The organism is Providencia sp. PROV119 (assembly GCF_028482435.1).
Classification (GTDB): Bacteria; Pseudomonadota; Gammaproteobacteria; order Enterobacterales; family Enterobacteriaceae; genus Providencia; species Providencia stuartii.
On sequence record NZ_JAMPQL010000002.1, the window covers coordinates 228,829 to 244,451 of the forward strand.

12 protein-coding genes and 1 tRNA gene are annotated in these 15,623 nt (G+C 43.8%); 4 read left to right on the forward strand and 9 right to left on the reverse strand.

All coding sequences use genetic code 11. From position 1 onward, the window contains the following. The first annotated feature begins 184 nt into the window (after window positions 1-184). The gene (argS, locus tag PSF11_RS03380; RefSeq protein WP_014658286.1) at window positions 185-1,915 is read left to right on the forward strand and encodes an arginine--tRNA ligase; all 1,731 of its coding nucleotides are present in this window, start codon (window positions 185-187) and stop codon (window positions 1,913-1,915) included. Between the two features lie 820 nt (window positions 1,916-2,735). Here argS and murJ read toward each other — a convergent pair. Further along, window positions 2,736-4,271, reverse strand: coding sequence for a murein biosynthesis integral membrane protein MurJ (gene murJ, locus PSF11_RS03385; protein ID WP_004919431.1), 1,536 nt, complete (start codon window positions 4,269-4,271; stop codon window positions 2,736-2,738). A gap of 160 nt (window positions 4,272-4,431) precedes the next feature. After that, on the reverse strand, window positions 4,432-5,019 hold the full coding sequence (rimJ, locus tag PSF11_RS03390) for a ribosomal protein S5-alanine N-acetyltransferase (protein WP_004919428.1): 588 nt from the start codon (window positions 5,017-5,019) through the stop codon (window positions 4,432-4,434). 177 nt (window positions 5,020-5,196) lie between these two features. Between rimJ and mdtH the strand changes: the two genes are divergently transcribed. After that, window positions 5,197-6,399, forward strand: coding sequence for a multidrug efflux MFS transporter MdtH (gene mdtH, locus PSF11_RS03395; protein ID WP_004919425.1), 1,203 nt, complete (start codon window positions 5,197-5,199; stop codon window positions 6,397-6,399). A gap of 124 nt (window positions 6,400-6,523) precedes the next feature. Next, on the forward strand, window positions 6,524-7,084 hold the full coding sequence (locus tag PSF11_RS03400) for a lipoprotein (protein ID WP_004919424.1): 561 nt from the start codon (window positions 6,524-6,526) through the stop codon (window positions 7,082-7,084). Between the two features lie 219 nt (window positions 7,085-7,303). Here the strand turns inward: PSF11_RS03400 and PSF11_RS03405 are convergent, their stop codons facing one another. Then, window positions 7,304-7,849 (reverse strand): TorD/DmsD family molecular chaperone, encoded by a 546-nt coding sequence (locus PSF11_RS03405; RefSeq protein WP_272682737.1) that lies wholly within the window; start codon window positions 7,847-7,849, stop codon window positions 7,304-7,306. A gap of 148 nt (window positions 7,850-7,997) precedes the next feature. Further along, window positions 7,998-8,939: a glyoxylate/hydroxypyruvate reductase GhrA gene (gene ghrA / locus PSF11_RS03410; RefSeq protein WP_014658283.1), complete on the reverse strand. Its 942-nt coding sequence runs from the start codon at window positions 8,937-8,939 to the stop codon at window positions 7,998-8,000. Between the two features lie 318 nt (window positions 8,940-9,257). On the opposite strand from ghrA, the gene PSF11_RS03415 reads away from it, so the two are divergent. Beyond that, window positions 9,258-9,345 (forward strand) — tRNA-Ser (locus PSF11_RS03415). Between the two features lie 28 nt (window positions 9,346-9,373). Here the strand turns inward: PSF11_RS03415 and PSF11_RS03420 are convergent. From PSF11_RS03420 to PSF11_RS03440, 5 genes are all read right to left on the reverse strand, one after another. Further along, window positions 9,374-10,876: an alanine/glycine:cation symporter family protein gene (locus tag PSF11_RS03420; RefSeq protein WP_076913920.1), complete on the reverse strand. Its 1,503-nt coding sequence runs from the start codon at window positions 10,874-10,876 to the stop codon at window positions 9,374-9,376. An 82-nt stretch (window positions 10,877-10,958) separates the two neighbouring features. Then, window positions 10,959-12,443 carry an aldehyde dehydrogenase gene (locus tag PSF11_RS03425; protein ID WP_072502234.1) on the reverse strand — a complete coding sequence of 495 codons (1,485 nt, stop codon included), beginning with the start codon at window positions 12,441-12,443 and terminating at the stop codon, window positions 10,959-10,961. A gap of 11 nt (window positions 12,444-12,454) precedes the next feature. Next, window positions 12,455-13,318: a 4-hydroxy-tetrahydrodipicolinate synthase gene (gene dapA, locus PSF11_RS03430; protein ID WP_004919411.1), complete on the reverse strand. Its 864-nt coding sequence runs from the start codon at window positions 13,316-13,318 to the stop codon at window positions 12,455-12,457. 18 nt (window positions 13,319-13,336) lie between these two features. Next, window positions 13,337-14,584, reverse strand: a complete 1,248-nt coding sequence (locus PSF11_RS03435) for an NAD(P)/FAD-dependent oxidoreductase (protein WP_061064067.1) — start codon at window positions 14,582-14,584, stop codon at window positions 13,337-13,339. Window positions 14,585-14,593: 9 nt separating this feature from the next. Further along, a complete protein-coding gene (locus PSF11_RS03440; RefSeq protein WP_004919407.1) occupies window positions 14,594-15,544 on the reverse strand; it encodes a 4-hydroxyproline epimerase in 951 nt (316 codons plus the stop codon). Between the last annotated feature and the right edge of the window lie 79 nt (window positions 15,545-15,623).

The window sequence follows — 15,623 nt, forward strand, 5'->3', positions numbered from 1 at the left end:
TTCGTCTGTTGTGTTATCAACGCTATTGAAATATGACAGCTATACCGTGAATAAAACTGCCAGACTGTAGCACGACTCCCTTAAAATATGGTATAAAACCTGCCGAATTTTCTCTTCTTTCTTTTAGTTCTACGCATGTGATGGCACAATGCGATAACTATGGTTCGTTATTTAAGGTAATCCGGTGAATATTCAGGCTATTCTTTCAGATAAAATCAGTGCTGCAATGCAGGCAGCGGGAGCTCCAGAAGGCAGTGATGCCCTTGTGCGTCAATCAGCGAAAGCGCAGTTTGGTGACTATCAAGCCAACGGTGTAATGGGCGCTGCTAAAAAAATGGGCATCAATCCCCGACAACTGGCCGAGCAGATTGTCAGCCATTTAGATCTTGAAGGTATTGCAAGCAAGGTAGAAATCGCAGGGCCGGGTTTTATCAATATTTTCCTTGAGCCAAGCTGGCTCACCACACAAGTGGAACAAGCATTAACCTGTGATCGCCTTGGCCTATCCCCTGTTAAATCAGAAACTATCGTCATCGACTATTCCGCGCCAAACGTGGCCAAGCAGATGCACGTAGGCCATTTGCGTTCGACAATTATCGGTGATGCTGCCGCACGTACTTTAGAGTTTTTAGGGCATAAAGTGATCCGTGCTAACCATGTTGGTGACTGGGGTACGCAATTTGGTATGCTGATCGCTTACCTCGAAAAAATGCAAAATGAAAATGCAAGTGACATGGCATTGGCAGATCTCGAGGAGTTTTACCGCGAAGCAAAACAACACTATGACAGCGATGAAGTATTCGCTGAGCGCGCAAGAGGTTACGTGGTTAAATTGCAATCAGGTGATGAGTACTGCCGTAAAATGTGGCGTAAACTGGTTGATATCACCATGCAGCAAAACCAAGAAACCTATCGTCGCTTGAACGTGACGTTAACTGAAGATGACGTCATGGGCGAAAGTTTATATAACGATATGCTGCCTGGGATTGTCGCTGACTTGAAAGCCAAAGGGCTCGCGGTAGAAAGCGAAGGTGCTACTGTCGTTTATCTTGACGAATTTAAAACTAAAGAAGGCGAGCCTATGGGCGTTATTGTCCAGAAAAAAGATGGCGGCTTTTTATATACGACAACAGATATCGCTTGTGCAAAGTATCGTCATGAAGTACTGCATGCTGACCGTGCACTTTACTATATTGATTCACGTCAGCACCAACACTTGATGCAGGCATGGACAATCGTACGTAAAGCCGGTTATATCCCAGAATCAATGTCTCTCGAACATCACATGTTTGGTATGATGCTCGGTAAAGATGGCAAGCCTTTTAAAACTCGCTCAGGCGGTACTGTTCGCCTCTCTGACTTATTAGATGAAGCGATTGAACGTGCGCAAGTACTCATCCGCAGCAAAAACCCCGATATGCCAGAAGATGAGTTAAACAACGTTGCAAATGTTGTCGGTATTGGTTCAGTGAAATATGCAGACTTATCAAAAAGCCGTACAACGGATTATATTTTTGATTGGGATAACATGTTAGCTTTCGAAGGTAATACCGCACCGTATATGCAATATGCTTATACGCGTGTCGCCTCAATCTTCAAAAAAGCAAACGTGACACAAGCGGATCTCACACTGCCTATCGTGTTACAAGACCCACGTGAAATTGCACTTGCTACACGTTTGATGCAATTTGAAGAAACCATCTTGATGGTCGCACGTGATGGTACGCCACATGTTATGTGCGCTTACCTTTATGATTTAGCCGGCCTGTTCTCAAGCTTCTATGAACACTGTCCTATTTTAAGCGCCGAAGATGAAGCTCAGCGCCAAAGCCGCTTAAAATTAGCGTTATTGACCCAGAAGACATTAAAAGCTGGGTTGGATACTTTAGGGATCGATACCGTCGAACGTATGTAAGCTGATATCTAAGTGTCATATTGATAATAAACCCTATGCTGTGCATAGGGTTTATTGTTTCTGTCGACTCAATTTCAGGAAATTTTTTTCGTGCTCTTTAGACCGCTTTATTTCAATATGAGCGTTAGAGCTGAGAGACGAAATAGCATGCCCCTCCAATACCGTAATAAAAAGCGGCCTCATTATATGAATCAGCGATATTATTTATTAGACGAAAGCCCCTCTCTTTAAAATTTTCACGAAGCTTCTTACCAGCTGTTATGACGTTTTTTACAGCAAATGTTAGTAATTATTTTTCTCTGGTTAAATGTATCATTATAGTCAGGCAAAGATGCCGATACTGTTTTGACACATTTAACCTTAAATTCATCTCTTGAAAATGAAATTATCATATAGAAGTATTAAACCAATCAATACCAGCGCTATCCCCGATATATAGTTAAGTGCAATGGTCATTTTTTTATTACGTTGAGACATACGAGCCAATAATCCCCCTGTTAATCCTGCTGTTATATTGATCGGCAAAGCCGTGGCAAGGTGGCATGTATCGCTACCCCATGGGGAAAGGCCAAGACTCGACGTACATGATCTTCCAATGAATGGATTATTACAGGACTATTTGACTAATAATCCAGCTCAAATGGCCCTGTCATTACCGACAAAATTTTAACAACCTGTTAAATACTGCGGGTGGCATAAGGCGCTACTTAAGCGCTTTGTGTATGCCTAATACTATTGCCAAGCAAATGGGTAGTGAGAAAATTGCTACAATAAGAATTTCTGAACGCCCCAATGGGGCGTTTCAGTTATTTATTGTGGCTTAAATACTCTGCTTTTTAAAATCTCTTGGGCGGAAACCTAAAGCGAATAGCGCGGCGAAATAGCTCCCAGCACCAATGATCACCACAAAAATTAAGCGCAATAAACGCATGGCCATATTGCCTTCTTGCCATTCTGGCATAAAGTGCAATACACCAAACAGAACCGCTGACATCACGATAAGGGCAATGACGAGTTTAAAAATAAAACCTCGCCAACCGGCAAGTGGTTTGAAAATTTCTTGCTTGCGTAATTGCCAATAAAGGACACCCGCGTTAAAACACGCTGCTAAACCAATCGACAGTGCTAATCCGGCATGCTTCATTGGCCCAATAAATGCTAAGTTCATTAACTGAGTTAGAATTAATGTGACAATAGCGATTTTAACTGGTGTTTTAATGTCCTGACGTGAATAGAACCCTGGCGCCAAAATTTTCACTAGGATCATCCCTGTCAGCCCTACACAATAGGCCATTAATGCGTATTGCGTCATCAATGAGTCATGAGCTGTAAACTTATCATACTGGAACAGCGATACGGTAAGCGCTTCCGAAAGGATCGCTAAACCAATCGCGCAAGGCAAGGCGAGCAATAAACAGAGGCGTAAGCCCCAATCCATTAAATGACGATATTCTTGATGGTTACCACTAGTAAAACTTTTCGATAGCGAAGGTAACAAAATGGTTCCTAATGCAACACCCAGCACCCCTGATGGCAACTCCATCAACCTATCCGCATAATACATCCAAGACACTGAGCCAGATTGCAGAAATGATGCGAAAATAGTATTGATAATCAACGAAATTTGGCTAACAGATACCCCAATAATGGCAGGCCCCATCATTTTCATTACTCGCCAAACACCACTATCGCGAAAAGAGATCCGTGGCAGAACTAACATGCCGATCTTTTTCAAATGCGGGAGTTGATACACCAGTTGCAAAATCCCCCCCACAATCACGGCCCAAGCTAATGACATTACGGGGGGATCAAAGTAAGGCGCCGCAAATGCTGCAAAGAAAATCATACTCACATTCAACAACGTTGGCGCAAACGCAGGAACCGAAAAACGATTCCATGTATTTAAAATTGCACCAGCTAACGACGCGAGTGAGATTAAAAAGATATAAGGAAAGGTGACCCGCAGTAGGTCTGTGGTTAATGCAAACTTATCGGCATCGGCAGCAAAGCCCGGCGCCGTCACATAGATAATCCAAGGGGCGGCAATCATACCGATCACGGTGACAATCGCTAGTGCGAGGGTAAGCATCCCCGAAATATACGCCACAAAAGTACGAGTTGCTTCATCGCCTTGTTGGTTTTTATATTCCGCCAGTATTGGCACGAATGCTTGTGAGAACGCCCCTTCTGCAAAAATACGGCGTAATAAATTAGGTAATTTGAAGGCGACAAAAAAGGCGTCCGCGGCTGCCCCTGCACCAAATACCCGAGCGATAATTGCGTCACGGATAAATCCAAGTACCCGAGACATCATAGTCATAGAGCTTATCGCTGCTAATGATTTTAATAAATTCATGATAGGTAGACTAAAAGAAAACAATTATGCCAGTTTATCAGCGTGGAGCATGACTGACTATGATTGTATGATAAAATCAGAGGTTACTTGCCCGAGTCCGAGAGCAGCAAGCTGATAATTTTGATACGCTGCACTCGAATTATTAGGCGTATACCGTTAATTAGGGTTTCACCGGTTTCCAATTTGCATCGGTTAACGCCGTAAGTACATGGTCACGCCACTGGCCATCAATCTGCAAATATTGTTTGGCATACCCTTCTCGCTCAAAACCGAGACGAGCCAAAAGGTTACCGCTACGCAAATTGTGTGGCATGTAATTAGCCATAATGCGGTGCATCCCTTGATGTTTTTGCATATAACGGATAGCTTGTGAAAGGGCTTCATACATCAACCCTTGCCCCTGCCACTTTTCACCTAATGAGTAGCCTAGATAGCACGCATGAAAAGCACCACGCAATACATTACTGAAATTCGCCACACCCATCACTTCATTTTCTTGACTGTCTAAGAGTAAAAAATGATAGGCGTTTCCCTGACGATGCAGCTCGGTCATTAAATGTAAGCGACTATTCCAGCTTGATGGATTGAAATGTGAACTGTCTCGGGTTGGCTCCCAAGGTTTCAAAAATTCTCTGTTTTCGCTGTAGTAATCTGCTAATCGATAGCCGTCACGCTCATATGCTAACCGTACAACCATCCTTTCTGTCACAAGACGCACTTTTGGTTCATTTGTCCGATAACCAAACATCGTTAACCCTTTTAAAAATTAAATCGCCAGAGATGGCATAAGGATAAAAACACATTATCAATAACCATTAGGTATAACGATAAAAAAATATCATCTTCCCCTTTCTATTCTACTGATATTATTGATGAGAAACATTAAGAATCCTTCCCTCTTTATTATTTTTTACGATGGTGTGTCATGGCGCAGGTGTCACAGGCAAGAAGTCTAGGTAAATATTTTTTACTCCTAGACAACATGCTGGTTGTTCTCGGTTTTTTTGTCGTGTTTCCATTGATCTCTATTCGCTTTGTTGACCAGCTAGGTTGGGCCGCCGTCATTGTTGGCTTTGCTTTAGGTCTGAGACAATTTGTTCAGCAAGGACTTGGGATCTTTGGTGGTGCTATTGCAGACCGCTTTGGCGCTAAGCCAATGATAGTCATAGGGATGCTATTGCGAGCCTGTGGCTTTGTGCTCATGGCAATTGCCAATGACCCTTGGGTGTTGTGGCTCTCCTGTGTCTTGTCAGCATTAGGTGGAACACTATTTGATCCTCCAAGAACCGCATTAGTTATTAAGCTAACAAGGCCTTATGAGCGTGGACGCTTTTATTCTCTGCTGCTCATGCAAGACAGCGCGGGCGCCGTTATTGGTGCACTGATTGGTAGTTGGTTACTGCAATACGATTTCCATTATGTCTGTTGGGCTGGCGCGGCCGTCTTTGTACTTGCCGCTATTTGTAATGCTTGGCTACTCCCGGCCTACCGTATTTCAACGGTAAGAACACCAATCAAAGAAGGTATGAGCCGAGTACTCAAAGATACCCGTTTTGTGACCTATGTGGTCACGTTAGCTGGTTATTTTATGCTCTCTGTACAGGTTATGCTGATGTTCCCTATTGTTGTGAATGAAATCGCAGGCACGCCAACCGCAGTGAAATGGATGTATGCCATTGAAGCCGTTATTTCATTAACGTTACTTTATCCCATCGCTCGTTGGAGTGAAAAATATTTTCGCCTTGAGCAGCGTTTAATGGCTGGATTGTTTTTAATGAGTTTAAGCATGTTTCCTATCGGTATGACGAGCTCTTTACCTGTTTTATTTGGATTAATATGCTTATTTTATTTAGGCACTGTAACCGCCGATCCTGCACGAGAAACATTAAGTGCTTCACTGGCAGATCCACGTGCACGCGGTAGTTATATGGGGTTTAGCCGCTTAGGATTAGCTTTAGGAGGTGCTGTTGGCTACACTGGTGGAGGTTGGATGTACGATATTGGTCACCAATGGGATCTGCCACAATTACCGTGGTTTTTATTAGGTGTAATTGGTTTCATCACTCTTTGGGCACTGCATAAACAATTTAACCGTAAGAAAATTGAATCTGCCATGTTAAGTGGTTAATAACGGAGATATTTAGACTCTACACGCCCATAAATTTAAACTTTAACTAACAAAAATGTGGGTAAAAGGCCAATTAACCATAATTATAGGATAAGATAGTCAAGTTACTGTAAAAGGAGTGTTTATGAAACAATTTATATTGGCGGCTCTGATTGGCTGTTTAACTTTACTCACTGGCTGTAGCCAACTTACTGAATTTTCGATTAGCGAAAATACGGTTAATCAGTATCTTGCAAATAAAGTTAAATATAACAATAAAGTTGGTATTTCTGGCGTCGCGGATGCAGACATCCAATTAACCAACTTGAAATCAGAAATTGGTCGCAGTGAGCCGGGGAAAATCGCCTTAACGGGGGATGCCGCAGTCAACTTAGATACTTTATTAGGTAAAGCCGAGGCCAAAATAGCGCTTACCCTAACGGCTCGCCCTTATTTTGACGCTCAAGCAGGCGCCATTTACTTAAAAGAGCTGAACATCAGCCAATACACTGTCACTCCTGAGAGTATGGATACCGCTATTGCTGCCGTGATCCCATACCTCAACAGTTCATTAGAAACCTTTTTTGAGACACAACCGGTTTATGTGTTGAATCCAGAAAATAGTGCAGCTGAGGCAACGGCTAAAAAATTAGCAAAAGGGCTTGAAATCAAACCAGGCAAGCTCGTTATTCCTTTAGTTGACTAACATCCATAAAAATTTTCGATTGAAAACAGCACAAAAGGCAACGTTTTTAGACGTTGCCTTTTCTTTATCTACCTATATACGCGTTTATCAAAATGCTACGCGTTATACTTAATACCAATACAAAAGCCTCTTAAGTGGCTTACCTCGTTTTTCTGATAGCCAATTTACATTGACAAGGTTCGCTTAGAGGCGGATTTTATTACACCAAAAGTGACGCTGTCACTCTGACTCTAATTCATCACGTAATGCAATCACTGCATCACGCGCAATTTGCGCCAGCGTACGATAAAATGCCGTTGTCGCATGAGATTCCATTTTGCCTAGAAATGCACCATACCAACTCAATATAAAGCTATCAAATAGCTCAATTTGCGCCGCTGTTTCATCTTCTGCCGCTTGATCCTCAAGCCAAGATGCCGCCAATAAGAGCGCACCAAAGGCATCGGTTCTCGCGTTTGTCAGAGCCATCCCCCTCTCAACAAGAAATTCACGGATTTCCGCTTCCGCGATTTCATCATCATAATCATGGGCAAACACCGAAACCGCAGGTGTTTCTCCACCAAATAACGTTTGATAGTCGGCGGTAATCGCTGCCATATCAACCGATTTTGCCATGCGCGCCCAATACTCATCTTGCTCCAATGGCCAAGATGCCTTTAATTTATCTTGGGCTATCATATCCAGTAATGGCTTTACCACACTATCATCGGGGGAGCGCTGAAAGAGTGTTCCCAAAATACGGCAGACGATCGAAAATTCGTTCATGTCAGGTTCCTGTTTTCGCATTATACGGTGGCTTATCACCAGCATACTCTAAGTCATTTGAGGCGCAGCAAGGATAAGAAATGATGGCATGAAGAATATAAAGCAGTGCCATCAACCAAGCTGCAACCTGAAATAAAATAAGTATACCTTAATAACCGCGTTGCATATCAACAATCCCGACAGGTGTTTGCCCATTTTCAATGCGTTGAATATTGCTGCTGATCATGTCCATCGCTTCTTGCGGTAGTGTAATCGCGGCAATATGGGGTGTAATCGCAACGCGCGGGTGTGTCCAAAAAGGATGCATTTGTGGTAAAGGTTCACTGGCAAATACGTCCAAAGAGGCACCTGCAACTTGCCCCGACTCTAATGCTGCCAATAAGTCTTGTTCAATAAGATGCGAGCCACGAGCAAGGTTAATAATAAAGGCATTTTTTTGTAACTGACTAAATAAGCTTTGATTCAAAATTCCGACTGTTTGGGGGGTACTTGGCAATAAATTAATAATCACCCGTGTACCTTGCAGAAACGCCCCTAACTGTTCTTGTCCATAATAGCTCTTTACGTTGTTGAGCTGTTTTGCGCTTCGGCTCCACGTTCTCACATGAAAACCAAATTCCACGAGCCTTTTAGCCACCGCTTGCCCCAATGCGCCAGCCCCCATTACCCCGACGACAAACTCATCATGGCGATAGGCTGGCAACGGTTTCCATTGACGTTGCGATTGAAATTGGCGGTATTCATCCATTCGACGAAAGTAATAGAGGACTTTCGCCATCGCATACTCTTCCATTTGTAATGCCATGCCCGTGTCTTCTAAGCGCATTAAAGGCACGCCAGCAGGTAATGTTCCTGGGTTCTCATGCTCTTGCTTCAAAATGGCGTCAACACCCGCCCCCAATGCAAATATACCTTTCAGATCTTTTCGCCCTGCTAGACATTCATAAGGAGGGAGCCAAACCATAGCATAATCGGCACTTTGTTTATCGCCCCTAACCCATTGACGAATATTGGCTTGTGGAAGTCTAGCTTTCATGCCGTCGATCCACTCATTAGCATCAAAAAATGGATGATAAAATAGAATATTCATGACAACTCCTCTTATGTTTACAACAGAGTGTGCCGAAAATGTCTCATTTTCAAGCGAATACAACGGTTGATGAATGTTATGATGAGCATTTTGTTAAGCCGCTAACGAATTTTATAATTAATACTTGAAGTTTAAGTCGATCACAGATTCACCATTCAAGATTAGATAATAACCAAATTGTTTTATATTTAACTAAACAAGCAGTAAAACTGTAAAAAGCGCAAATAGGGAGTTGACGCAAGCCCGGCTTTTCCCTATAGTAGCGCCCCGTTGCAACACAAGTTATATCGTTTGTTAGCAACCTGCATTTAAAAATACGGTGAGGTGTCCGAGAGGCTGAAGGAGCACGCCTGGAAAGTGTGTATACGGCAACGTATCGAGGGTTCGAATCCCTCCCTCACCGCCATTTTTAATCAAATCAATGTCCTCTTATGTTATTCCTGCTCTTCGGTTAATTTTCCAATCTGTTTATGTTGTGGTGATTGTGTTTGCGATTGATATTCGCGACTGATCTCTTCCCATAATTGTGCATTTTCAACGCCCGCGACTTTCGGGTCGAAAACCGGATCGATTCCCAATTTTTCTTGGCGTTCATAGTCACGTAGTGCGCGAAGTGCTGGTTTAGATAAAAAGACTATCGCGATTAAGTTAAGATAACTCATACTACCAAACCCAATATCACCAAGGCTCCACATCATGCTAACGGACTGCACACTCCCCATAAACAGAATAAGCAAAAAGACCATTTTTAGGATCAACTTGAGAATGGGGTATTTGAGTTGGCGGTCTAGATAAACAATGGTTGTCTCTGCGATATAGTAATATGCCATCAAGGTGGTAAATGCGAATAAAAACACGGCAATTGAGACAAAACCAGAGCCCGTTGATTCAAATACTGTTGAGACGGCCATTTGTGTCCACGCAGTTCCTGCAGCCACTCCCGGAACATGTTCAATCAGTGCCGTTGCTCCTCCATCGGGGAAAACATTGTACATATTGGTGACTAGGATCATGAGCCCTGAAGCCGTGCACACCACAAGAGTATCAATATAGATTGAGAACGCTTGAATCAACCCCTGCTTCGCCGGATGGCTCACTTCAGCCGCCGCCGAACTAAACGTGGCCTCCCCCGCACCCGCGACATTAGAAAATACAGCGCGTCGAACACCCCACGAAACCGCGGTACCGACGATGCCACCAAAAACGGCATCCATCCCTAAAGCGCTCCGAAAGATTAGGCTAAACATGGCAGGTACTTTGTCATAATGGCTACCTAAAATTATCACCATCATGACAATATAAGCGACCGCCATCAGAGGAACGATTTTATCGGCAGCACTGGCAATACGCTTAACACCACCGAAAATCAACCACGCCATCAATAAGGTAATAATCACACCTGTAACGATAGGCGGAATGTTGAAAGACGTTTGGAAAGAGTCAGCAATGGTATTCGCTTGGATCCCCGGCACTAACACACCGTAAGATAGACAGATCACAGCAGCGACAATAATCGCAAATGGCTTTAGTTTTAACCCTTTTTCGATATAGTAAGGCGAGCCACCTCGGTATTGCCCATCGGAGCGTTGCTTATAGATCTGAGCGAGTGTCGATTCAATAAATGCACTAGCACCACCTAAAAGCCCCATCACTACCATCCAAAATATCGCCCCTGGCCCGCCCGCCGCAATGGCAGTAGCCACACCAGCAATATTACCTACACCTACCCGCCCTGATAGCGCAAGACAAAAAGCTTGGAATGAAGATATGCCCTCTTTTGATGATTTATTTTCTTTGAGCAAACAGACCATTTTAATCAAATAGCGAAACTGAACACCGCGTGTAGCTAATGTAAAATAGAGCCCGACACCGAGCGATAAAATCACTAATGCGTTGCCCCAAATGTATCCAACGAGTGTGTTAACGATGGCTTCCATATGAGTACTCCTTCGTTATTGTCATTATGTATTTGTAGGGATAAAAAAACCTGAACTTAACGCTGTTCAGGTTGTGAATAAATTAATGATTAATCATCCAAATGACTTTTGTTTGAGTATATTGTTCGAAAGCTTCTAATCCGTTATCTTTGCCGCCAAAGCCTGACTGCTTAAAGCCACCAAAAGGCGTCGTGATATTACCTTCACTAAATCCATTCACCGACACTGTGCCTGCATTAATTTGCCGAGCAACTTTCATCACTCGATGAATATTTTGACTATAGAATGAGGCCGCTAACCCATAGTGTGTATTATTAGCGAGGGCAATCGCTTCTTCTTCTGTTGCGAACGTTGACACGGCAAGTAAGGGTCCAAAAACCTCATTTTGGAATAATGACATCTTTGGAGTGACGTTATCGAATATTGTCGGCTCAATGTACCAACCACTGCCCATTTCACTGTGGATTTTTCCACCTGCAACAATGTTTGCGCCCTGTTTCACAGAAAGATCAATAAATGACTTCACTTTCTCAAAGTGAGCTTTTTCAACCATTGGCCCAATGGAGACAGTTTCATCCATGGGATCACCAACTTTCCACTCAGCTAATGCTGCAACGAGTTTATCTAATAGCTTTTGACGGATACTTTCATGAACAATTAGGCGAGAGCCGCAACTGCAATTTTCACTCATATTCCAGAAAGCGGCTGATAGAATATGAGGCACAGCAGCATCAAGATCGGCATCTTCAAAGACCACTTGCGGGCTTTTCCCACCACACTCCAACACGATCTCTTTTAAGTTACTTTCAGCAGAGTATTTAAGGAATAACCGCCCCACCTCAGTCGAACCGGTAAAAGAGACAATATCGATATCCCTATGTCGACCTATCGCCTCACCCACTTTTTCCCCTAATCCGCAAATTAAGCTCAGAGCACCTTTTGGCACCCCAGCTTCATAAGCCAATTCAACCATTCGGTAAGCACTCAATGAGGTCAGCTCCGCGGGCTTTACAATCACTGAGTTCCCCGCAGCTAACGCTGGAGCAACTTTCCATGCAAACATTTGTGCGGGGAAATTCCACGGTAAAACAACCCCCACAACACCTATGGGTTCATGTACAATCAACCCCAACGCCTGATGACCTGTCGGCGCAACTTTTCCAAACATTTTGTCCAGTGCTTCGGCATACCAATAAAAAGTTTCAATGGTCGCTGGCATATCTGTATTTAAGCATTCTGTGATTGGCTTACCCGCATCAACACAATCTAATGCAGCAAGCTCTTCCTGATGTAACTCAATCAACTGTGCCCAACGCAGCATGACTTGTTTGCGCTCTTGCGGCGACAAACCTTGCCAACAGCCATCACTAAAGGTTTTTCTTGCCACTGAAACTGCGGCATCGACATCTTGAGCATCACCATCGGCAATAAATCCAATAATGCTGTCATCAATAGGCGTTCTGGTTTCTAATTTTTCATTGCTCCCTTGGTAGTTTTCTATCAAGTTACCCGCCCACAATAAACCTGAACGAGCTCGCTCAAATACTGCTTCTTTGGTCACTTTCATGGCGTTTTTCCTTATTTTATCAAGGCGAGAAATTCACGTTGTTGTTGCGGTGAAATATTGGAAAGTGGCATTCTAACTGGCCCAACATCGACAGTACCCTTGATACAACCCGCTTTGGCTTTTTGGTTATAATCCCCAGATTCCATCGAATAAATTGCAGGGTAAATTTCTGACATGATCCGTTTCGCCGTAGACCAATCCCCTTGCTGTGCGGCCTGATAAATTGCCACTTGCTCTGCTGGGAATACATTTCCAGCCCCCGCAATCCAACTTTTCGCGCCCCAAAAAAAGAAATCGACAGGCTGATCATCACAGCCACAAATCACCTCAAAATTGTCGAATTGAGTTTGTAATAAACGTAGCGCTCGGCTGAAATCACCACTACTTTCTTTAATCGCAACAATATTTTTCACCTTAGATAGGTGTATGACAGTGTCGTATTCGATTTCGATCCCAATACGCGCAGGGAAGTTATACATGATGATGGGTAATGGTGTTGCTGAAGCAACCTGCTCATAATGCGCAATTACCCCTTGCTGATCCGGTAAACTGTATGGTGGCGGTGCTAACATCAAGCCTTCATAACCTAATGAAACCGCTTGCTCTGCACGCTTAATCGCCCCTTCTGTCGATAGGTCATTAATCCCTGCAATCAAGGTAACTCGCCCTTTGGCGACTTTACTCACGGTAGTCAGCACCACTTCACGCTCTTTCTCGTTTAATGCGTAATACTCCCCAGTCGTGCCACACACAACAAGTCCTGATACACCTTGTTCAATTAAGGTTTCAGTTAATTGTGCTAGCCCACTAACATTTAATGAAAAATCACTGTGAAATGGCGTCACAATTGGAACAATAATGCCGTGAAAATTCATGTGAAATCTCCTTAACTTTTATATAAATCGTTCAATGGAATAAGGTGAACAATCGATCGGTGTCGGCTGTTCTTTGAATAAGCTATGTACAATTTTTGCCGTGATGGCCGCTTGAGTTAGACCTAAGTGTTGATGGCCAAAGGCAAAAATATAAGGTCCTTTTTTATCAATCACTGGCAACGAATCTGAGAGAGTCGGTCTAAATCCCATCCATTCAGTTGCTTGCTCGCTATTTAGCGGTGTGTTAAGCATGGGATCAGCTAGAGGAATAAAGTGTCGAGCACGTTGCATATTGGCTGGACGTTTCAATCCCGCATATTCAACCGTACCCGCAAGGCGCAATCCACCTTTCATGGGCGTCATGATAAAGCGCCTATCGATACTTGAAACAGGAACGCTTAACCTACTTGTCTCTTTAGGCAACATAAGGTGATAGCCACGCTCTGTTTCAAGTGGAACACGTATGCGGCAAACCATCTTGACCAATGATTTAGAAAATGCGCCTCCTGAAATCACTACTCGCTGCGCCGCCAATTGTCCTTGTGAAGTTGTCAGGCGCACTGTATTACCTGAAGTGGTATGAATGCCCGTAACTTCACACTGAGAAAGTAACTCACCCCCCAATCTCAAAAAGTGATTTGTTAATTGAGTATGTAGTGCATTGAGATCTACGACATGCCCCGTATCTGGGTAATAAAGCCCACCTAATTGATTACCAGCCAAAGCAGGCTCTCGTGCCAATAGTTGTGCCTGAGTTAATAGTTGATTTTTCACTCCTATGGAGTTGAGGTACTCACCTTGCTTTTGCAGTTTTTCATAGGAAGCTTCCCTCTCTGCCACCAGCAGTGAACCTTGAATTTTTACAAGATCAGCCAGTTGCCAGTCATCGCTGAACGCTTGCCACGCAGCCAGTGATGCACCATTAATTGTGGATAACGCATGATGAATACGTTGAAAGGGTTTATGTCGCATATTTCCCAACAAACGTAGTAACCAAGGCGTCAATGGCAATAAATAACGCCAATCGAGACGCAGTGCCCCTAGAGGATCAAACAACATCGCAGGAATCGATTTTAAAATTGATGGGTCAGCTACAGGGAAAACTTGCTCCGTCGCGATATGTCCAGCATTCCCCATTGACGCTCCAGCGCCGACCTGCTCTTTCTCGACCAGCAAAACATCTGTTCCATCCGCTTGTAATGTCAGCGCGATACTTAAGCCAATAATGCCGCCACCGATAACAATCACTGAACGTTTCTTATCCATATCAACCTCTCACGACACCGTGATCCCCCAACGAAATGGATCGGCTTCATCGATAAGCAAGGTATTACGCCCACTGATATAGGCCGTACCTCGAATGGTTGGGATAATGCCATTCCCATCAGCCCAGAGATAACTGGCTTCAAATTGGCTACCGATGACACTCGCTTGACGCCAAATTGCCCCTTCGTTTAACTTGCCATCAGCGGCTAAACACGCGAGTTTGGCACTCGTGCCTGTTCCACAAGGTGAACGGTCATAAGCCCCTCCGGGGCATAACACAAAACTTTGGCTATCGGCCTGTGAAGACGCAGCAAAAAGTTCAATGTGGTCAATTTCTTGGTCATCTTTGCCATAAATATGTTGTTCAACTAAGGCCGCTTTTATTTTTAAGCACGTTTCAGTCAACGCCTTGGTATTGCGGTGATGGATCTCTACCGGTGATTGCTCAACCAGAAAGAACCAATTTCCTCCCCAAGCAATATCCCCCGTCACCATTCCCACGTCAGGAACCTTCACCGCGACCGATTTGCGGTAGCGATAAGAGTAAACATTTTGGATACTGACACTGCCGTCCGGGTGCAATGTCGCCTGAACATCACCCACTGGCGTTTCAATGGTATGTTCGCCAACCGTAATTGTTCCTAGGTAAGCTAACGAAGCAATAAGGCCAATCGTGCCATGCCCACACATGCCTAAATATCCTTCGTTATTAAAAAAGATGACGCCCGCAGTGGCTTGTGGATTTTGAGGTTTGCAAAGTAGCGCACCGACTAAAATGTCACTGCCTCGTGGCTCTAATATGGTGGTGGTACGCCATAGGTCATGCTCGTGCCTTAAACGCTGTAAACGAGATGCCATAGAGCCATTACCAAGATCAGGAAAACCATCAATAACTAATCGAGTTGGTTCACCCGCCGTATGTGAATCAATTACCTCAATTTGTGTATAGCGCTTGTGCATATTGCATCCTCTGCTCACTTTAATTGTTAACAGAATGCTTGATTTTTGTTAAAGGATCTTGATATCTTTCGTGCTCACT